General features: G+C 59.3%; 17 protein-coding genes. 8 read left to right on the top strand and 9 right to left on the bottom strand.

Annotation, left to right across the window (positions count from 1 at the left end; all coding sequences use genetic code 11):
* Nucleotides 1-17 precede the first annotated feature (17 nt).
* A complete protein-coding gene (locus SJY33_RS08615; protein WP_379922354.1) occupies nt 18-1,283 on the bottom strand; it encodes a cation:proton antiporter in 1,266 nt (421 codons plus the stop codon).
* A gap of 659 nt (nt 1,284-1,942) precedes the next feature.
* Here SJY33_RS08615 and SJY33_RS08610 point away from each other — a divergent pair.
* A complete protein-coding gene (locus SJY33_RS08610) occupies nt 1,943-2,692 on the top strand; it encodes a Crp/Fnr family transcriptional regulator (protein ID WP_379922353.1) in 750 nt (249 codons plus the stop codon).
* Nucleotides 2,693-2,719: 27 nt separating this feature from the next.
* Here SJY33_RS08610 and SJY33_RS08605 read toward each other — a convergent pair whose 3' ends face one another.
* Together SJY33_RS08605 and SJY33_RS08600 are read right to left on the bottom strand one after the other, a co-directional pair.
* Nucleotides 2,720-3,094 (bottom strand): response regulator, encoded by a 375-nt coding sequence (locus SJY33_RS08605; RefSeq protein WP_379922352.1) that lies wholly within the window; start codon nt 3,092-3,094, stop codon nt 2,720-2,722.
* Between the two features lie 13 nt (nt 3,095-3,107).
* Nucleotides 3,108-5,246, bottom strand: a complete 2,139-nt coding sequence (locus tag SJY33_RS08600; RefSeq protein ID WP_379922351.1) for a PAS domain-containing protein — start codon at nt 5,244-5,246, stop codon at nt 3,108-3,110.
* Between the two features lie 165 nt (nt 5,247-5,411).
* Here SJY33_RS08600 and SJY33_RS08595 point away from each other — a divergent pair, with 165 nt between their 5' ends.
* Nucleotides 5,412-5,651, top strand: coding sequence for a hypothetical protein (locus SJY33_RS08595; RefSeq protein ID WP_379922350.1), 240 nt, complete (start codon nt 5,412-5,414; stop codon nt 5,649-5,651).
* A 91-nt stretch (nt 5,652-5,742) separates the two neighbouring features.
* Nucleotides 5,743-6,480 (top strand): Crp/Fnr family transcriptional regulator, encoded by a 738-nt coding sequence (locus SJY33_RS08590; protein ID WP_379922349.1) that lies wholly within the window; start codon nt 5,743-5,745, stop codon nt 6,478-6,480.
* Nucleotides 6,481-6,507: 27 nt separating this feature from the next.
* Here SJY33_RS08590 and SJY33_RS08585 read toward each other — a convergent pair whose 3' ends face one another.
* Nucleotides 6,508-7,044 carry a group 1 truncated hemoglobin gene (locus SJY33_RS08585; protein ID WP_379922348.1) on the bottom strand — a complete coding sequence of 179 codons (537 nt, stop codon included), beginning with the start codon at nt 7,042-7,044 and terminating at the stop codon, nt 6,508-6,510.
* 21 nt (nt 7,045-7,065) lie between these two features.
* Complete coding sequence (locus SJY33_RS08580; RefSeq protein WP_379922347.1) at nt 7,066-8,004, bottom strand: DUF3034 family protein; 939 nt, start codon at nt 8,002-8,004, stop codon at nt 7,066-7,068.
* Between the two features lie 216 nt (nt 8,005-8,220).
* On the opposite strand from SJY33_RS08580, the gene SJY33_RS08575 reads away from it, so the two are divergent.
* Nucleotides 8,221-8,862 carry a methylamine utilization protein gene (locus SJY33_RS08575; RefSeq protein ID WP_379922346.1) on the top strand — a complete coding sequence of 214 codons (642 nt, stop codon included), beginning with the start codon at nt 8,221-8,223 and terminating at the stop codon, nt 8,860-8,862.
* Nucleotides 8,859-11,198 (top strand): putative bifunctional diguanylate cyclase/phosphodiesterase, encoded by a 2,340-nt coding sequence (locus tag SJY33_RS08570; RefSeq protein ID WP_379922345.1) that lies wholly within the window; start codon nt 8,859-8,861, stop codon nt 11,196-11,198. The genes SJY33_RS08575 and SJY33_RS08570 overlap by 4 nt, the downstream gene beginning before the upstream one ends.
* Before the next feature lie 3 nt (nt 11,199-11,201).
* On the opposite strand, the gene SJY33_RS08565 is transcribed toward SJY33_RS08570, so the two are convergent.
* Entirely contained in the window at nt 11,202-12,704 is a 1,503-nt protein-coding gene (locus SJY33_RS08565) for a glycerol-3-phosphate dehydrogenase (RefSeq protein WP_379922344.1), read from the bottom strand.
* A 118-nt stretch (nt 12,705-12,822) separates the two neighbouring features.
* Here SJY33_RS08565 and SJY33_RS08560 point away from each other — a divergent pair, with 118 nt between their 5' ends.
* The 3 genes from SJY33_RS08560 to SJY33_RS08550 all read left to right on the top strand — a co-directional run bounded on the left by SJY33_RS08560 (nt 12,823) and on the right by SJY33_RS08550 (nt 16,355).
* Nucleotides 12,823-13,737 (top strand): aldo/keto reductase family oxidoreductase, encoded by a 915-nt coding sequence (locus SJY33_RS08560; protein ID WP_379922343.1) that lies wholly within the window; start codon nt 12,823-12,825, stop codon nt 13,735-13,737.
* A 268-nt stretch (nt 13,738-14,005) separates the two neighbouring features.
* Nucleotides 14,006-15,202 carry an acyl-CoA dehydrogenase family protein gene (locus tag SJY33_RS08555; protein WP_379922342.1) on the top strand — a complete coding sequence of 399 codons (1,197 nt, stop codon included), beginning with the start codon at nt 14,006-14,008 and terminating at the stop codon, nt 15,200-15,202.
* Nucleotides 15,203-15,224: 22 nt separating this feature from the next.
* Nucleotides 15,225-16,355 (top strand): acyl-CoA dehydrogenase family protein, encoded by a 1,131-nt coding sequence (locus SJY33_RS08550; protein WP_379922341.1) that lies wholly within the window; start codon nt 15,225-15,227, stop codon nt 16,353-16,355.
* Between the two features lie 76 nt (nt 16,356-16,431).
* Here the strand turns inward: SJY33_RS08550 and SJY33_RS08545 are convergent, their stop codons facing one another.
* The 3 genes from SJY33_RS08545 to SJY33_RS08535 form a co-directional block, all read right to left on the bottom strand.
* The gene (locus tag SJY33_RS08545) at nt 16,432-18,207 is read right to left on the bottom strand and encodes a DEAD/DEAH box helicase (protein ID WP_379922340.1); all 1,776 of its coding nucleotides are present in this window, start codon (nt 18,205-18,207) and stop codon (nt 16,432-16,434) included.
* 174 nt (nt 18,208-18,381) lie between these two features.
* On the bottom strand, nt 18,382-18,642 hold the full coding sequence (locus tag SJY33_RS08540; RefSeq protein ID WP_379922339.1) for a hypothetical protein: 261 nt from the start codon (nt 18,640-18,642) through the stop codon (nt 18,382-18,384).
* Nucleotides 18,643-18,681: 39 nt separating this feature from the next.
* Nucleotides 18,682-19,704, bottom strand: a complete 1,023-nt coding sequence (locus tag SJY33_RS08535) for a LacI family DNA-binding transcriptional regulator (RefSeq protein ID WP_379922338.1) — start codon at nt 19,702-19,704, stop codon at nt 18,682-18,684.
* Between the last annotated feature and the right edge of the window lie 4 nt (nt 19,705-19,708).

Below are 19,708 nucleotides of genomic sequence, written 5' to 3'. Positions count from 1 at the left end.
TAAAGCGGTGCGCGCGTCTAGTTTGCAGGCTCCGCCAGTTCGCCCGATTCCGCGCTGTCTTTTTGTTCGGATTCAGAATCGGCGCGAATACCCGACAATGCCGCTCCCGCACTCAGCCCATGTACCAGCGCCGACATCGCAATAGTAACGAGCACAGTCAGCCACAGGTCAGTCAACCCCGGCACCGATGCCGTGCCGGCAGCAAAGGCGAGATAGTAGATACTGCCAATCCCGCGAACGCCAAAGGCCGCTGTGACGAAACGTTCGCGGTGCGGCAGGCCCGCTCCTGCAAGCGAAAACCAGCCGCTTACCGGTCGGATCACGAAAATCAGGGCTGCGGCGATGGCGACGTGCTGCCATTCCACCCAGCCGATATATGCCCCCAGCGCCGCGCCCGTCATCAGCAACAGAACCGCCGTCAATGCGTGTTCGATCGCCAGATTGAACAGATGCAGGTCGCCGTGAAAACTGTGCTGCGCTTCAACCCGGCGGAATACCAATCCCCCGACGAAACAGGCAATGAACCCATAGCCATGTATCAATTCTGCCGCGCCATAGCATACCAGCACGCCGGCGAGTGCGAGCACTCCAGATCCGGTCTCCGCCAGTACATTTTTGGTCGGCCGTCGGAACACCACCTGCGCCAATAGCCACCCTACCGCTATACCGGTTACAGTACCGACCACGATGCGATAGACCACGTCATAAGCAAACCATTGCATCATATCCGCCGCGCCCAATCCACCTAGCGCTGCAATGGCAAGATAGACGAACGGGAAAGCAAGCCCATCGTTCAGCCCTGCTTCGGTCGTCAGGCCGAACCGGACCGGATGCTCGCCCCCTTCTGTCGGAGGGCCCACTTGCACATCGCCTGCCAGCACGGGATCCGTCGGTGCCAGCACTGCGCCCAGCAGCAGCGCGCTCGCTAGAGGCAGGCCAACTGCCGTGCCGATCAGGACGACTGCCGCGATCGTGACAGGCATTGCAACGGCAAGCAGCCGCCATGTCACACGCCAGCGCGAAAAGGGGCGAACCACGTCAAGACGCATGCCCGTAGCAAACAGCGCGACGATGACCGTCATCTCGCTCAGTGTTTCCCACCAGCGCGGCTCCGCAATCGGATCGAACAAAGGTGGCGAGTCCGGTAAGGCCAGCGCGCATGCAAAGCCCGCGGCAATCAGAAGCGCTGATGCCGCCGGTTCACGCCCAGAAACAAACCGAGGCAGCCAGAATGCCACACAAATTGCAAGCCCGGCAAATAGCAGAAATTCGTGGTAAGACATGGATTTGGTCTGCCGCAGATCACAAGGGGGAAGGTGAAGCCAAGCCGGTTCTCGCAGCGCCTTATCAGGGGAACCGGTTGCAGGAAATGGCTCGTCTGCAACGCATCGGCGCATCGCCTAAAAAAACCCCGCCCATCACTGGGCGGGGAGTTTATTGGGGGCGATGATCCGGCCAAAAGAAAGCCGAACAGGGGCCGGAACACCTTGCAATCAGAAGGATCGGGACCTTCTGGCAATATCGCTCTGCCTGCCCCATCAGCGGCACGCCTTAACTTATATTGGGGCGAGTGAAGAAAACACGGACGCCGATAGCGTTGTCGAACCACCTCCGGTTAAAGCATTCGTAGCAAACGAATTACTTTGTAGCGCATGGGCGAAAGATCATGCTACATTGCCGACCGATACGTGCGATGGAAACCTGTTTTATTGTTTTCGCGCAGCGTTTTCTGCTCGCTCGGGAACAGTTGGGCGTAGCGGCATCTTTGCTGTTCGTAGTTAAACCCTTCGATGCGGGCGCTCTAGGGATAAAAGTTTGCTGCCAATGGCCGTGATTTGCCGCCAAGGAACGTCAAAACGGGTTTTGATGTATCTTTTGAGTTAGAGAAGCTTTTGCAATTCGCCAATAGAGTGGCGCCTAACGTGATTTGAGGAGGAAGCTGGTGGTTAACGCATTTTTGCAAAGGCTTATGCACGCTGCTCCTTTGAATGACGAGGAGGTTGCAGCGGTTGCCTCGCTTTGCCGCCAACCCAAGGATTTGCCCGCCAAGAAATATCTTTCGCGCGATGGCGATGACACGGTGACGTTCCCGGTTGTGTTGAGCGGCTGGGCGGCGCGCTATCAGATATTACGCGATGGCGCGCGCCAGATCACGCGTCTGCTGCTGCCCGGCGATGCTTACTATTTTGGCTGTTCGCCCGATAGCGCCGCTGTTGAAGAGGTCATATCACTTAGCTCCTGCAAGATCGTCAATATTGCTCACGCCGATATGCGAAGTGTGATTGAACAGTATCCTGCTGTGGGTGAGGCGATGCGGGGCTACGGCTGCATGGAAAACGCGGTCATGGCGTCATGGGTAGTCAATGTCGGCAGGCGCGACGCTTTAGAGCGTATGGCGCATTTGATATGCGAGATGCATTACCGGCTGGCAGTGGTGGAACCTGTGCGTGGTGACTCAATCCATTTTCCGCTGACCCAAGATGATTTGGCCGACGTGCTCGGCCTGACACCGGTGCATATCAACCGCAAATTACAGCAGTTGCGTCAGGATAACCTGATTACCCTGCGTTCAAAGCAATTGAAGATTCATGATCTCCGGACGCTTCAGCAGGTGGCCGGATTTGACAGCGCTTATCTTGCGCCGCGTACCGGAACCTTGAATAATCCGTTTTCGTTTCAAGCTGTCGCCTGATCTCGTAACGATCGGGATTGATCCAACCTAAGATTGACCCGAGGCGAGATTTGCCACGACGTTTATGACCCGGTGCAGGTCGGCAGGTTTGCTTATGCAGACACTTGCCGCAAGATCTTCCGGAAGGATTGCCGCATCATAGCCTGTTAGGAACGCAAACGGGATGCCTTTGGCGATAAGTTCACGGGCAAAATCGAAGGTGGTTCCTTGAGCTAAATTGATGTCAATCAGCGCTGCATCGATGCGCCCGTATTCCATCAGGTTCGCCAAATCTGGGACGACCGCCGATACAGAGACAACCTTTGCGCCAGCCTGCTCCATCATCTGCTTGCAATCGTGAGCCTGATAGAAATCGTCTTCTACGACGATGATGCGGCAGCCGGAGAGCTTTCTGTCAGTCATGGCAGCCGCCTACTCAGGAACGGGTCTCAAGAATGCTGCCGCCACGCGACAGCGGGAATTCAAGTTGGGCAAGAACGCCGGTGTCGTGAATATCGAAACGCCCTTCACCTTGCAATTCATATGGCACACGCTCTTCGATCAGACGACGCCCAAAGCCCTTGCGATTGAACTTCGTTTTATGGTGCGGCGCAGTTTCCTGCCAACGCAGTGTAATCCACGGTTTATTGTTCTTTTCGTAAGTCGTCCACACGATCCGAATATAGCCCGTGTCACCCAACGCACCGTATTTAATCGAGTTGGTCGCGAGTTCGTGAATGGCAAGTGTGACAATCTCGGCCGCATGGGGCGATAATGCAATCGGTGGGCCTTCGATATGGTATTGTTCTGGTTGCGCGGCGTGAACCAGCAGTTCTTCGCGTACCAGTTCGACCAGATCGACATCGCGGCCCGGTGACCGTGTCAGTGTGCTTTGGGTGCGACCCATAGCTTGCAAACGGCCGATGAGGTGATCGACATAATCATTGACGCTGCGATGGCTAGGTGCAGAAAGCCGTGCGACAGACCTGACCATGCCTATCAGGTTTCGCACACGGTGCTGAAGCTCAGCGACGAGCAGCCGCTGCCATTCTTCTTCACGGCGACGCTGTGTGGTGTCGATGATGGCACCCAACATCCGCACCGCTCGCCCCTGCTCATCGTAAAGAAACCGGCCCCGCGCCGAAAGCCATCGCGTATCGCCATCAGGATGGCACACCCGGTATTCATTGAGGTATTCACATCCGTCCTGCATCGCCTGCTGAATTTTAAGATTGGTGGCGGTCCGATCATCGGGGTGCAGCCGTTCCAGCCAGATGTCATAGGTTGGCACAATTTCGCCCGGCTCATAACCTTCCATGCGGAAATGTTCATCCGACCAGGTCAACTCGCCGGTTTCCACGTTCCAGTCCCATAACCCCACCTTGCCCAGTTCACTGGCGACACGAAGCATCTGCGCACCGTGGGACAATTGCTGCCCGACCTTGCGCAGGGCGGTTATATCTGTTGCCATGCCGAACCATTCGGCAATCTCGCCATCATCGTTAAGCACTGGCACTGCGCGGGAGGAAAGCCAGCGCACCGCGCCACTTTCTGTTCGTATACGATGCTCAACCCTGAAGGGCTCACGCGTTGCAATGGCTTGAGCCAGCGCAGCTACCACGTGGGGTCTATCGTTAGCCGGAACGAATTCTTCGATCCAGTTTCCCGATTCGCCAACATTGCCGAGCAAGCCTTTCCCGCCAACCGGATCCATGATCGTTCCGTTGGCATTCATCCGGAAGATAATATCGGATGACGCTTCGATCAGAGAATGCAACCTGCTCTCGCTATGGCGAAGGGCGATTTCCATGGTTTTGCGGGTGCCGATGTCTTCAAACAAGATGCCCACCTGAAACGGCATCTGGTCGCCAATCGGAAAGGCAAAAACATCGAACCAGCGCCCCATGGCGGGTGATTCGTTTTCAAACCGGATCGCACCTTGCCCCATGGCAACGCGCCCATAGGCAGAGGACCACTTGTCCTCGATATCGGGTTGCATCGACCGCATCGATTTGCCGACAGGATCGGTCAGACCGGTGTGCTTCACAAAGGCCGTGTTGGCTTCGACAAAGCGGTAGTCCACACCATTGTCATCATCGTCAAAGATTACATCAATAATGCAGAATCCCTGATCAATGGTGTCAAACAGAACCTTGTACCGGGCATCGGCCTCTCGCCGTTCGGCGTGAGCGCGGTGTTCCTCGGTTATGTCGCGCACACGCGCCATTACCGCGCGGCGTGACCCGTAGTTTAGCGGGGTCAGCACAATTTCAAGCACCACCGGATCTTCTTCGCCCTCATGGATGAGGGTCGATGGACTCGTCCCGGCAAGCGCACGCTGAAACAGCGTGGACCAGTTTGCTGCGTATTTCGGAAACCGTTCACGCAGGGTGATGCCGGTCAGATCCTCGATCGAAAGAAGTTTCATAAACGCAGGATTGGTCGAGATGTAGCGCCAGTCTCCTGCGGGATCATCGGCGACTTCGACCGGCTCAAGAATGCAGGCGGCGTCAGGGAGCGCGCCAAATGCAGTCATAAACAGGCTGTCGTCAGTCTTGTTCGGAAGATCCGACATCAATTTGCCTCACTATCGCCGAATAGTAGAGCACGCTTCATTTTGCATGCTTAACATAAGATTGTTTTCCCGAAACCCATACCAGTCTAATGTACGATGGTGACGACAAGCTCCCGTTGGTCGAACTGCAGCATACGAATTACCCCGTTCTAAAAGGATCCGATTATGCGTTTGATTCTCTCCTTAATAGCCATAGGCGGGGCGGCCTATGCCCTGATGCGCAACACCGATCGCAGTTCGCGCAGCAACGCCGCGTTTTCCGAGAACCAAACTGGCGGCGCGCATGATTCTGTTCGCGATGCCGGGCCGGACGCCATGCGTGATGAACCCGATGGCAAATGGACTGAAGTTGATGAAGCCAGCGACCAGAGCTTTCCGGCGAGCGACCCTCCTGGCAACTACTAACAGCTTGCAGCGCATCTCGCCGGTGTCCACATTGACAGTGTAACCGGCGATTTACGCCATGCAAAGCTGCACAACGGGACCACCAACGATCATGGCGACATTGGCCTATGCGGGCACCGAACCGCTGTTTCGTTTGCTCAGCGCCTTTATCCCTCTCGACAAGGATGATCGAGACGCTTTGCGCGGTCTAGACGACCGTCCGTTGCTGACCTGCGAAGCCCGCTGTGACATCGCGCGGGAAGGGGAAAATCCCACGATCGTACGCTTGCTCGTCTCAGGATGGGCATGCCGATACAAGGATTTGCATGACGGCAGGCGGCAGATTGTCGATTTCTTTTTGCCCGGCAATTTCTGCGATCTTAACGTGTATATTCTGAGCGAGCTTGACCACTCGATTGGCGCGTTGACGACGGTTCGGTACTACGAAATTGAACCGGGCGAATTTCAGGACGTCGTCGAACGGCGCCCCAATCTGATGCGTGCGCTGTTGTGTCATGAACTGGTATCTTCAGGGATACAGCGCGAATGGCTGCTGTCGGTCGGTCAACGTTCCCCGCTGGAGCGGCTCGCCCATCTTTTTATCGAGCTGTATTATCGTTTACGGGTTGTCGGCCTGGCGAACGAACTGACGTTCGACTTTCCGGTGACCCAAGCCCACATCGCTGATGCCAACGGGCTCAGCCTTGTTCATCTTAATCGGACCTTGCAGGAAATGCGGCGGGAAGGGCTGATCGAACTGGGCGACCGACAGTTGCGGATCGTCGACCTCGATAGGCTCAAAGCCATCGCCATGTTCAATCCGAACTACCTGCATTTCAATCGGGCGTGACGCAGGATCAGTAGGTCCCGGGTTCAATTAGCGTTGGAAGACATCGCCCGACATAGGCGCAAGCTTTGCAAGAAGCCGATTCTGCGCCGCAAATGGCACACCGGCTTCGCGCATCGCGGTCTGCAAATTTTCAACCAACGCGTTCATGTCGGAGTGGGTGACACCCATTGCAGCGTGAGCGGAACGCATGTCGCGGCCCGTATAATCGCAGCCAGCGCCCAGCAGATAGCAGAATTGTTCAGCAAGGGTGCGTTTCAGCCGGACCATATCGTGAGCTGCAAAGATCCCTGCGATGCGCGGGTCAGCCTCTGACAGTTCGACCGTGCGCGACGCGATCAGTGCGATTCCTGCGCGCCCGCCGAAATCTTGCACCAACGCAGCACTTTCATAAGGGCTTGCGCCGGCATTGGCATTGCTTTGCACATAGGGATCAACCGGGATTTCACCGGTGACAGGATCGCGCTCCTTCGTTTCCACACCGAATTCCGCGTCCCAGTCCGTCCCTTCGGCAGGGGCTTGCTGTACCAGCATCAGAGCTGCGGCGGCCATAATGATGAAAGACATAAGTCGCTCCGGAAGAATGTATTAGAATGCGACCTGCGCGGACACGAAACCGCCGCGCTGATCGAAGAAGGTGGCGACGGAACCCAGGTCGACATAGGCTGCGCTCAGCGTTAAATTTTCAGTGAGGGCGTAAGCGGCAAAGATGTCCAGCCAATCATCCTCGCCCAATCCCAGATTGTCGGGTTTCGAGCGGTATTCGGCTCCGATCACGGCACGGCGCGACAATTGGTAGCCCAGCGACCCTTCAAATTGCAGCGTGTGACCGTCCCCTGCTGCCGAACCAAAGCCCAGCATGCCAATCTGGTTGGCTTCAGTATATCGCAACGACGCGTTGACGAGCAGGCTCTGTGCCAGCAGCAGCTTGGTCGCGCTGAGGGTGATATCGGTGCCGTGATCATCGGCCGCACCCAGCGCGCGGACAAGTGCGCCATCGTGGCTGCGCTTATGTTCAATACCTACAGCAACCTGCGGCACCCATGTTTCACCGTAAACAACGTCGCCTGCCAAGCGAAGCTTTGCGCCGAATGTGTCGAGATGGAAGGTGTATCCCTGACCGATACCCAAGGCAGTGCCGGCATCGCGAGTATCCAGAGCGGCGCGCGCGTAGCTGATTTCCAATCGATCCCCGAAACCGATCGCAGCGCCGTATGACCGCCAACCATAGTCGGGAAGTTCAATCGCAGTAGCGTGGCTAGATGCCCCAATGCCGCCCGGCATCTGACGCCCTGCAATGGTCGCCCATCGTGCAATTCCGCCGCCCGATGACCCTTCTACCGTAGAGATGCCATTCGTAAGCAGAAGCTTGCCGCCGTGAAACAAGCGGGTCTTGCCAATCTGCAGGCGACTGCCATCGCTGAGTCCGGTGGTGGTATGAAGCGGTTTCAACGCCCGGACCGCCGCGCTATTGTCGGTGGGATTTTCGACTTCCCTGTCTTTGTGCTGGGGTTTTGTTTGGGGCACGTGTCGCATCTGAGAGTGCATTTCAAGCACGGGCACAAACGCAATCTGCGGGCTGTCTTCGGGCGGGAGCCCTGCCGGCATTGTCGCTGTCTGGGCCATAACCGCAAGACTGGAAATGATTGGAAACATGGGGGGAGTGTTAAGCCAACAAGGTAAACGCGATCTAAATCTTGATGCGAGAAAAAGTTAACTACTGGCACCTAAGTGCTCCAACCTATGACGCGTTTTACCCGAGTTGGCTTACCCATTTTTGTCGCCGGATTTGCTGCCCTTGCAGCGGTTCCCGGCACCATGTTTTCGGCCTGGGCGGCGGGTCCTGCCAGCTTGCGGCTACAGGTAGTCGATGCGTCAGGCGTACCCGTACGTGATGCCGTGGTCGAATTGCACGCCGCCAAGGCGGCTGCCGGACCGATTCGTTTTCCCTGGAAAATGGGAATGGCGCAAAAAAATCAGCAATTCACGCCGGGAACTCTCATTGTGGCCAAGGGCAGCACGGTTGCTTTTCCCAACCTCGATACGGTGCGTCATTCGATTTACAGCTTTTCCAAGCCCGCGCGATTCGAGATCGACCTTTATGGTCGTGACCAGACACGCACGCAGATTTTCGCCGTGACTGGCAGCGTCAAGCTGGGCTGCAATATTCACGACCAGATGCGTGGGTATATCCGCGTTACCGATACGCCCTACGCCGCAAAGACCGATCACAACGGCTATGTCACCTTGTCTGGCATGGGGAACGGCGCCGCGCGGCTGACTGTGTGGCATCCACGGCAACGCACGCCGGGCAATGAAACCCGGTCAACGATCGCCATCAATGGCGGGGCGCAGAGCCAAAAGGTGAAGGTGTCCCTGCGATGAGCGCGGTCAAGGTGGTTGGCAAACCCGCCGTGACAGGTCTGGAAAAGCTCGCACGGCTGCGTTTCGGCATGCTCAGCACACGCATCGCGTTGCTATATGCTGCGCTGTTTGCCTTGGTCCTCGGGCTGGTCGTCTCGCTGGCAGCAGGCGCGCTTGCGCGGTTCGGTGAAGCGAGTGCGGCGCGCGATCTTGGCGCCAACGCCCGCGTTTTTGATGAAATTCTGGCTGCCCGCGCGCGTCAGATGGGCGATCAGGCCGGAGTGCTGGCGCACGATTTCGGCTTCCGCGAGGCCGTTGCCACGGGCGACGCGCCCACAATCGGCAGTGCGCTTGTGAGCCTTGAAAGCCGGGTGCGAAGCGACATGGCTTTCGTGCTCACACTGGACGGTGATGTACTTGCTGCCGACGCCACCGGTGTTCCCGCGCCCGAAAGGCTTTGGGCCAAGCTCGACAAGGGTGCAAAGCGGGGGATCATCCGTTCCGACACGGGTTTCGCGCTGGCCGCAGCATCCCCGATCGAAGCGCCTGATCTGATCGGATGGCTGGTCATCGCGCAACCGCTTGACCGTGAAGAGCTTGACCGTCTGGTCGAACTTGCTCCGATCGCGCTGGACGCAGCCGTTGTCGATGCTGCGCGGCAGCCCGCATGGCTGCGTGATGCGAGCGGGGATACGGTTTTTGAACGCAATGAAGACGGACGTCTGCTCTACCACGTTTCGGATTTGGCCGTATTGCAGGATGGGATTGCTCCCCGGCTGGTGCTCCGCCATTCGCTCGCCGAATCGCTTTCCGCCTATACAAACCTGAAATGGTGGCTGGTGTTTCTGGCTGGCACCGGAATTCTGCTGGTGCTGGGACTTAGCTGGAAAGTTGCGCGCAGCGTCACCGAACCGTTGAAGCAGCTAGATGAAGCAACCCGGCTGATTGGCGAAGGGCGAGAAATCAGTCTCAGCGTAGGCACCGACGACGAGATTGGACGCTTGGCGCAAAGCTTCAACCGGATGGTCGCTGCGATCGAGGAACGCGAACGCGAAATCATTCATGTCGGTTTGCACGACGGTCTCACCGGCTTGCCCAATCGCAAGCTGTTTGCCGAACAACTCGCCAACATTCTGTCGCGTCGCCGCTCGGATGAGAAGGTGATGATGGCCTACGTCGATCTTGATGATTTCAAGATGGTGAATGATACGCTGGGGCATCCGGCGGGCGATGCGCTGTTGCGAATGGTGGCAGACCATCTGCGCGAAGACCTGCCGGATGCGCTGATCGCAAGACTTGGCGGGGATGAATTTGCTGTCGTTATCGATGGTATCACAGGCGGCCAAAGCCTCGGAAATATTGCCGACGCGCTGCAGCGCAGTTTTGATCGTCCTTTGCAGATCAATGGCCAGACGCCTGCATTTGGTGCCAGCATCGGTATTGCGATGGCGCCGAGTGACGGCGTGGATGGTGTGTCGCTGATGAGGAATGCCGATCTGGCCCTGTACCGCGCCAAGCATGAAGGCAAAGCCACGTACCACTTCTTCGAACCCGCACTGGACGAGGCTGCCCGCCAGCGCCGTCAGCTCGAACTCGATCTGCGCACCGCGATCAAGGAGGGAGGTTTCGAACTCGACTACCAGCCGCTCTACAGCCTGGCCGAACAACGGCTGACCGGATTTGAAGCGTTGATCCGCTGGAACCACCCAACCCGCGGACGGATCAGCCCTGCCGAATTTGTACCGCTGGCGGAAGAAACCGGGCTGATTATCCCGATTGGCGAGTGGGTGCTGCGCGAAGCTTGCCACCAAGCCAGCCGCTGGCCCTCGGATGTATCGGTTGCTGTCAATGTTTCGCCCAAACAATTCACCGCCAGCGGCATTGCCAGCACGATTACATCCGCGCTGTCGGCCAGCGGCCTCCCACCTCGCCGACTTGAGCTGGAAATAACAGAAAGCATCTTCATCGCCGATATCGATACAACTCTCGCGACGCTGCACAGTCTGCGCAATCTGGGCGTCAGGATCGCGCTTGATGACTTTGGTACGGGGTATTCTTCGTTAAGCTATTTGCGGTCCTTCCCGTTCGACAAGGTGAAGATCGACAAGAGCTTCGTCGAAGATCTGGGAACCAGCACGAATGGCCATGCTGTTATCCGGGCGATTACTACACTTGCTTCGGCGCTGGGGATGGAGACGCTGGCGGAAGGGGTGGAGGATATCGCCCAGTTCGAAGTGCTGGAACGCGAAGGGTGCCAGCACATTCAGGGCTATCTGTTCTCTCGTCCGGTGGCGGGCGATGCGGTGGCTGGATTGCTGCGCGATGGCGCGGGATACCAGCAGCAGTTGCGGGCCTGATCGTCAGGCGACTGGGAGTCTGTGCGCAAGATACTGCGCCAGCCGTGCTGTCTGTGTATCTGTAAAGCGCAGACCTAACTTTGTGCGCCGCCACAGTACGTCATCGGCGCTGCGTGCCCATTCGTGGGCAACCAGATAATCGACTTCGGCCGCGGTTAGTCCGTGGCCGAAATCTTCGCCAAGATCACCTGATACCTTCGCATCCCCCAGGAATGTAGCGGCAAGGGTGCCATACTGGCGAACAAGGCGCTCAGCGCCCGGCGCTTCTAAGAAGGGATAGCGGGTCATCAGCCGCTTGACGATGATCGGCGCATCGAAACGTCCGAAATCGCCGCCGGGCAAAGGAGCCTTGCCAGTCCAGTCCTTGCCTTCAAGAACCGGCACAAAGGGCGCAAGCAGGCCTATCGCTTCGGCGCCAAGCTCGCGGTAGGTGGTGATCTTGCCGCCAAAAACTGATAGCAATGGTGCGCCATCGGGTTCGACGCTGTCCAGTTTAAAGCTGTAACCGCGCGTCGCCGCTTCGGGTTTGCCCGATCCATCATCCAGCAGCGGGCGCACCCCCGAATAGGTCCAGATGACATCAGCCGGGGTGACAGGTGTGCGAAAATACGCTGATGCGCCATCGCACAAATAGGCGATTTCTTCAGGGCTGGCGCGTACATCGGCAAGGCTGCCTTCATGATCGACATCGGTGGTGCCGATCAACGTGAAGTCGTCTTCATAAGGGATCGCAAAGAAGATCCGGCCGTCGGGTAGTTGGAAGAAATAGGCGTCATCATGCGCAAACAGCTTGCGCACAACGATATGCGACCCGCGCACCAGTCGCATTTTCTTGGCAGTTACAGCATGGCCAAGCGTGTCGGCGCGGCCGAGCAGATCAAGTACGCGTGGCCCTGCTGCATTAACGACCGCCCGAGCCAGGAAAGTGTGCCCTCCGGCTGCAATGCGCCAGCGATCGCCTTCGCGTGTCAGCCCAGTAACTTCGCAACGTGTACGAACCTGCGCGCCCCGATCTGCCGCGTCGCGCGCGTTCAGAACCACAAGCCGGGCATCATCCACCCAACCATCCCAGTAAGCGAAGGCGTGCCTGTATTCAGGCTTGAGAGGTACGCCGGCAGGATGGCGCCGTAAGTCGATGCTTTGCGCCTTGGGTAGATATTTGCGCCCGCCGATATGATCGTACAAGAACAGGCCCAGTCGCAGCAGCCAACGCGGGCGCAGGCCGGGGCGGTGCGGCAGGATGAAGCGCAGTGGCCAAATTATATGCGGCGCAATCCCCCACAGCACCTCACGTTCCGTCAGGGCTTCACGGACCAGCGCGAATTCGTAGTGTTCCAGATAGCGCAGCCCGCCATGCACCAGCTTGGTGGAGTTGGACGATGTGCCTTCGGCAAGATCGCCGCGTTCCAGCAACAGCACTTTGGCGCCGCGGCCTGCTGCATCGCGGGCGATGCCTGTGCCGTTCACGCCGCCGCCGATCACCGCAATGTCGAAAATGATGCCCATGGGCTTACTCCTGCGCGAAGCCGCACGCGGCCGCAAGCACGGCGATTGTTGCAGGCGGGCTATGATGAACTATGCTGCACTTCATCATTGCAGCGGCTTATGCCAAAGACAGCGCGTCATGAACACGTTGCTCCCACCCCCCGCAACCCGCAGTCTTGGTACGTGCGGGACCGAAGTGTCTCCGCTGGCGTGGGGAATGTGGCGCTTGGCCGAGGATGGCCGCGCACCGCGCGAAGCGGCAATGCTGGTGCATGCGGCGCTTGATGCCGGGATCACCTTTTTCGATACGGCGGACATCTACGGCTTCGACGGGCAGGGCGGTTTCGGTGACGCCGAGGTGCTTCTGGGCGAAGTGCTTACTGCAGATTCTTCACTGCGCAAACGGATGGTGCTGGCTACAAAGGGGGGCATTCGTCTCCCGCTACCCTACGATCAAAGTGCAGCCTATCTGACCACGGCGATCGACAATTCGCTGCAACGCCTGAAGATCGAAACAATCGACCTGTGGCAGATTCACCGCCCCGATATTCTTGCCCATCCGCAAGAAGTGGCACGGGTTCTGGATGACGCGGTGGCCGGCGGTAAGATCCGCAGCCTTGGCGTGTCGAATTTCACTACCCACCAGATTGCAGCATTGAATCACTTCCTCGGAACAAGGCTTGTCACGACCCAGCCTGAAATAAGCCCGCTGCGGATCGACTGCTTCGAAAACGGAGAGCTCGATCAGGCGATGATGCTGGGCTTGACGCCGATGGCATGGTCGCCGCTGGGCGGAGGAAGGATTGCTGCTCCGAAGACGGAACGCGAAAAGGCCGTGGCCGCAGCGCTGGACGTGGTGGCCGATGCGCAGAACGTTCCGCGTACGGCGGCCGCCTACAGCTGGCTGATGGCGCATCCGTCCGGAATCGTGCCGATCATCGGGTCGCAGAACCCCGAACGGATCGCAGAGGCCGCGTGCGCGCTGGAAGTGCGTTGGACCCGATCGGATTGGTATGCGGTGCTGATCGCTGCACGCGGCGAACCCCTGCCATGACTGCTGACGATGCGCGCCGCGATGGGGGCGATGCCACGGACCGATTTCCATCAGCACGCGAATTTGCGGGCCGGACGTTTGCTCTTTTTGTCGTGCCCAACCGTCGATCAGACCCCTTTGAGGGTGCGCGGAGGCGCGTTTCATGGGAAACCTTCCGCTACTGCATGGCGGCTTTCCAAAACGGCGGAGCAAAAGGCTCTTTTCCGCGTCCGTTCGCCGTGACAAGACGTATGTCAAAGCACAAACCATCTGGTGGAGAGACCAAGCCATGAACCTCGAATTCACATCCGAAGAACAGGCCTTCCGCGACGAAGTCCGCACCTTCATCGCCGAAAATCACCCAAAGGAATTGGGCGATTTTGGCATGCGCGAAGACATGACCCGCGAAGAAATGGTCGCTTGGCACAAGGTGCTTGGCGCCAAGGGTTGGTCGGTCCCTGCATGGCCCGTTGAATACGGCGGCACCGGATGGACCCCGACGCAGCGCTATATCTGGTCGGAAGAAAACGCCCGCGCCAACACCTTCATGCCGCTGCCCTTTGGCGTCTCGATGGTCGGCCCGGTGATCTACACCTTTGGTTCGGAAGAGCAGAAGGCCAGGCACCTCCCCGGTATCCGGAGCGGCGAAGTGTGGTGGTGCCAGGGATACTCCGAGCCGGGCGCAGGCTCCGACCTTGCCAGCCTCAAGACCACCGCCGTGCGCGATGGCGATCACTACGTCATCAACGGCCAGAAGACCTGGACGACGCTGGCGCAGCACGCCGACTGGGGCTTCTTCCTGTGCCGTACCGATCCGACGGCCAAGGCGCAGGAAGGCATCAGCTTCATCCTCGTCGACATGAAGACCCCCGGCGTCGAAGTGAAGCCGATCAAGCTGCTGGACGGCGGCTACGAGGTCAACGAGACCTGGCTGACCGACGTGCGCGTGCCGGTCGAGAACCTCGTCGGGGTCGAGAACAAGGGCTGGACTTACGCCAAGTTCCTGCTCGCCCACGAACGCTCCGGCATCGCGGGTGTTGCCCGGTCGAAGCGCGGCGTTGAAAAGCTGCGCGAAATCGCAGCCAACGAAACGCTGGACGGCGCGCCGCTGATCAAGGACTTCGATTTCGCCCGCAAGGTGAGCCAGCTCGAAATCGATCTCGCCGCGCTCGAAATCACCGAACTGCGCACGCTCGCTGGCGAGCAGGCGGGCAAGGGGCCGGGGCCGGAAAGCTCGATCCTCAAGATCAAGGGCACCGAAATCCAGCAGCGCCTGACCGAACTGACGCTGGAAGCCGTCGGCACCTACAGCGCGCCCTATTACGGCAGCATCGCCAACGACACCGGCAGCAACGAATATGCGGTCGGCCCGGCGCACGCCCAGCACGCGGCGGCGACGTATTTCAACATGCGCAAAACCTCGATCTATGGCGGATCGAACGAAATTCAGCGCAATATCATCACCAAGATGATCCTCGGTCTTTAAGGCTGCGGACGGGAGAGAATACGTGGATTTCAACTTCACCGAAGAACAGGACATGGTCCGTGACGGTCTGTCGCGGCTCGTGCGTGAACAGTATGACTGGGAAACCCGGCGCAAGGCGATTGCTTCGGCACAAGGCTGGCGCCCCGAAGTCTGGGCACAGCTGGCGGAACTCGGCATCCTCGGCATGCCGTTCAGCGAAGCCGATGGCGGCTTTGGCGGCGGCGCCATCGATGCGATGGTCATCATGGAGGAATTCGGCAAGGGTCTGGTCGTCGAGCCCTTCGTCCCCACCGTGGTCTGCGCCGGCGGCTTCCTGAAGCACGGCGGCACGCAGGCGCAGAAGGACGAGCATATCGGAGGGATCGTGGCCGGCAGCGCCGTTTTCGCCTTCGCCTATGCCGAACCGCGCGGACGGTTCGACTATGCCGATCTGGAAACCACCGCCAAGAAGGATGGCGCCGGTTACGTCATCAACGGGCACAAGGCCGTCGTGATCGGCGCGCCTTGGGCAAGCCATCTTGTCGTGACCGCCCGCACTGGCGGTGATCGGCGCGACCGCAGCGGCGTGTCGGTGTTCGTGGTGGCCAAGGACACCGCGGGCATTACCACCCGCGACTACGTAACAGTGGATGGCCGCCGTGCCGCCGAAGTCTACTTCGAAAACGTATCCGTTCCTGCCGAGGCGCTGATTGGCGCCGAAGGCGAAGGGCTCGCGCTGATCGAACTCGTCACAGATGAAGCGATTGCTGCAATCTGCGCCGAAGCGTGTGGTGCGATGAAGGTCGCCCACGCGATGACAGTTGAATATTCGCGTCAGCGTAAGCAGTTCGGCGTGCCGATCGGCAGCTTCCAGGTGCTTCAGCACCGCATGGTCGATATGTACACCGCCTATGAAACCGCTGTGTCCCTGACCTATCTGGCAACGCTGCGGCTTTCAGCGGACGAGACGGAACGCAAGCGCGCTGTGTCGGCTGCCAAGGTTGGCGTGGGCCAATCGGCGCGGCTGATCGGGCAGGAAGCCGTGCAGATCCACGGAGGCAACGGCGTGACCGATGAATATGCAATCGGGCATTACTTCAAGCGTCTGACGATCTTCGACAGCGAATTCGGCAATGTCGATCATCATATGAAGCGCCACGTCGCGCTCGGCTAGACACGCCCACGTCGGCGCACAAAAAAGCCCCGCTCTCCCATCGTGAGAGCGGGGCTTTTGTCATCCGGATCAAGGCTCAATCGCGGCCCTTGGGTTTGCCCTTGAAGCCGCCCGGCTTCTTGGCGAAGTGTTTTGGCTTTGCATGTGCCGCGCCCGGACCTGTGGGCTTGGGCTTGAAGGTGCGCTGCGGACCGGGGCCATTGGGCTTGCCCCGCTTGGCATTTTCGCGGGCCGCCATGCGAGGCGGTTCGTTTGACTGTTCGATAGCGACATAGCCGCCATTTTCTTCGCTTCCCGCGGTAGCGGCGACTGCTTCGGCAAACTTTCCGGCGATGGCGCGGGGGATTTGGAAATAGGTTTCCTGCTGGCTGATGCGGATCGCGCCGATTTCATTGCGGGTGATATGGCCGCGACGACAGATCAGCGGCATGATCCATCGCGGATCGGCATTCTGACGACGTCCGATGTCCATTCGGAACCATACCGTATCTTCAAAACCCTCGCGGTGGCGGTCTTTCTGTGCAGCGCGCTGCGCTTCAACCGATTGCGCCAGAAGTTCTTCGGGTTCGGGCATCGACGCACGATGCGCCTGCACCAGCATCGCCGCAATTTCCTGCGGGCTGCGCGATTCGAGCAACTTATCGGCAAGTTCGCGGTCGCCATCAGTCACTTCCACCGGCTCCATCAGCTTGTCGAGCAGCCTGACGCGGTCCTGCGCGACAATATCTTCGCGGCTTGGCGCGGTGATCCATTCGGCATTGATCTTGGCATGATGCAGCATCGATTCCACCCGGCGGCGACGCGGGTAGGGCACGATGATCGCCGCTATGCCCTTTTTGCCTGCGCGCCCGGTGCGGCCTGACCGGTGCTGGAGCGTTTCAGCATCGCGAGGGATTTCGACATGGATCACAAGGCTGAGAGAGGGAAGATCGATCCCGCGTGCCGCCACATCGGTCGCCACGCACACCCGCGCGCGGCGATCACGCAGCGCCTGCAGCGCCTGATTGCGTTCCTGCTGCGAATGTTCGCCTGACAAGGCGACAACACCAAAGCCGCGTTCCTGCAAGGTGGCGTGAAGGTGGCGGACATTGTCGCGCGTGGCGCAAAACAAGATCGCCGTTTCCGCTTCATGGAAACGCAGCAGGTTGACCACCGCATTTTCGATCTCTGAAGGCGACACGGTGACTGCCTGATAGGCGATGTCGCCATGCCCGCGTTCAGCGCCCTTGGTTTCGATCCGCAGTGAATCGCGCTGATAACGCCGTGCCAATGCTTCGATCGGTCGCGGCATGGTGGCCGAAAACATCAAAACGCGGCGATTTTCCGGCGTTGCGTCAAGTATCTCTTCCAGCTCTTCGCGGAAGCCCATGTCGAGCATTTCATCCGCTTCATCGAGCACGACGGCCGATAGCGCCGACAGATCAAGCGCGCCGCGTTCGAGGTGATCGCGCAGACGGCCCGGCGTCCCCACCACGATCGTCGCGCCGCCGGCCAATGCCCGGCGTTCGACCTGCGGGTTCATACCGCCCACGCACGTTGCGATGCGTGCGCCCGCCGACTTGTACAGCCAATCCAGTTCGCGCGCGACCTGCAGTGCCAGTTCGCGGGTGGGGGCAATCACCAATGCCAAGGGGCCCGATGCACGGCGCACGCGGCCATCTTCGTCCAGCACCTGATCAGCGAAGGCGAGACCGAATGCCACGGTCTTGCCCGACCCGGTCTGTGCCGAAACCACCAGATCGCGGCCGTGCGCTTCGGGTTCGAGCACGGCAGACTGCACGGGGGTAAGCGTTTCATAGCCGCGCGTGGTCAGGGCCTCGGCGAGGCCAGTGGCGATTTGGGGAAATGGCATGGAGAGAAGGCTTTCAGACAAGGGCGCCGCCACTACAGGGAGGCGCAGAGACAAGGAGGACGGCAAAGGCGCGGATCAGGCCGAAGGCCGTCTCACGCAGAGCGTCGATCTGTTGCCCATACACGGTTTGGGGGTGTTTGGCTTGCGATTATATCGCGCCGGGATGTGCCATACCTATTCAGGGTCGGCAGCGGCCATCATATCGATAAGATTGCGCGCGGCTTCGCGATCTTCCTCATGCGCGAAAGCCACGTCCAGATCGGGCGCATCGCCCAGAACCATGAGCAACGTCCACAAGGCAAAGCGCGCACCGCGATCCTGCGTCATGCCAAAATCAACCCGCATCCGCTCAACACCGTCAGGCACCGCAGCAGGATCGACCGCAGCAAGATCGCGGGTGCCGAAATAGCGGTGGAGCAGGTCTGCCATGTCCATACCGCGGGCCCTATCGCAACCGGACGCGGTTGCAAGGTTTTACGCGGTTTCGCGCAGCACCAGTTCGGGCGGCATGACCAGACTTTCGGTGGTTTCCCCGGCCAGGCGGCGCAGCAGCAGATCGACCAGTCCGCACGCCCCGGCTGCAATATCCTGCCGTACCGTGGTGAGGGGGGGTACGGTCTGGCGCGCAATGGGCAGATCATCGAAGCCCACCAGTTTCATATCAGTCGGCACAGCGATGCCCTGGCTGCGCAATTCGGTCAGGCACAGGGCTGCCAGCGTATCTGTCGCGGCGAAAATGCCGTCGATGCTGCCGGAATGTTCGGCAACATGCCGTGCAATTTCCATACTGGCGCGTTCGGGTGACAGATGCGTGGGAAGCGTGAGGATCGGCGGCAAGCCGTTGCGTGTCGCAATATCCTGCGCCCCGGCAAGCCGGGCGGCAAATTCGATCGCGGTCGTGTCGCCCAGAAAAGCGAGACGCGTTGCGCCGGCTGCGATCAATCGCTGCGCCGCCAGCTTTCCGCCCAGCCGGTTATCAGTCCCCACGACGCAGTGGTGCTGACCTTCGGAATGATTGCCCCAGACAACCATGGGGGCGTAGCCATCGGCGACATCCTCGATCCGGTCGAACTGATCCGACTGCCCGATCACGATCACACCATCGATCATGCCGGACCCGATGAATCGGTCAAGCCAATCGGGGTCGGTATCGGGCACCACCCGCCGAAGCATCAGGTCATACCCTTCACGGGTCAGCTCGTCGGCAAGGTGGCCCAGCAGGGTCATGAAGAAGCTGTCGGAAATCTGCTGGCGCTTATCGTGGCCCAGCGGGATCACCACACCGATCACATCGGTCTTCTGGCGCCGCAATCCGCTGGCCATCTGATTGGGGCGGAACCCGTGTTCGCGGGCAAGCGCCTCGATCTTTTCGCGGGTCTGGACGTTCACGAGACTTTTGCCCGCCAGCGCACGGCTGACCGTACCGGGCGAAACCCCCGCGATACGCGCCAGATCGGTAATCGTGCGTACCGTGTTCCTGTTATCCCGATCGGGCATATCC

The organism is Erythrobacter sp. R86502 (genome assembly GCF_042466465.1).
Taxonomy (GTDB): domain Bacteria; phylum Pseudomonadota; class Alphaproteobacteria; order Sphingomonadales; family Sphingomonadaceae; genus Erythrobacter.
The sequence above is the reverse complement of the archived record's forward strand: the minus strand, read 5'-3'. Positions and strand labels throughout refer to the sequence as shown.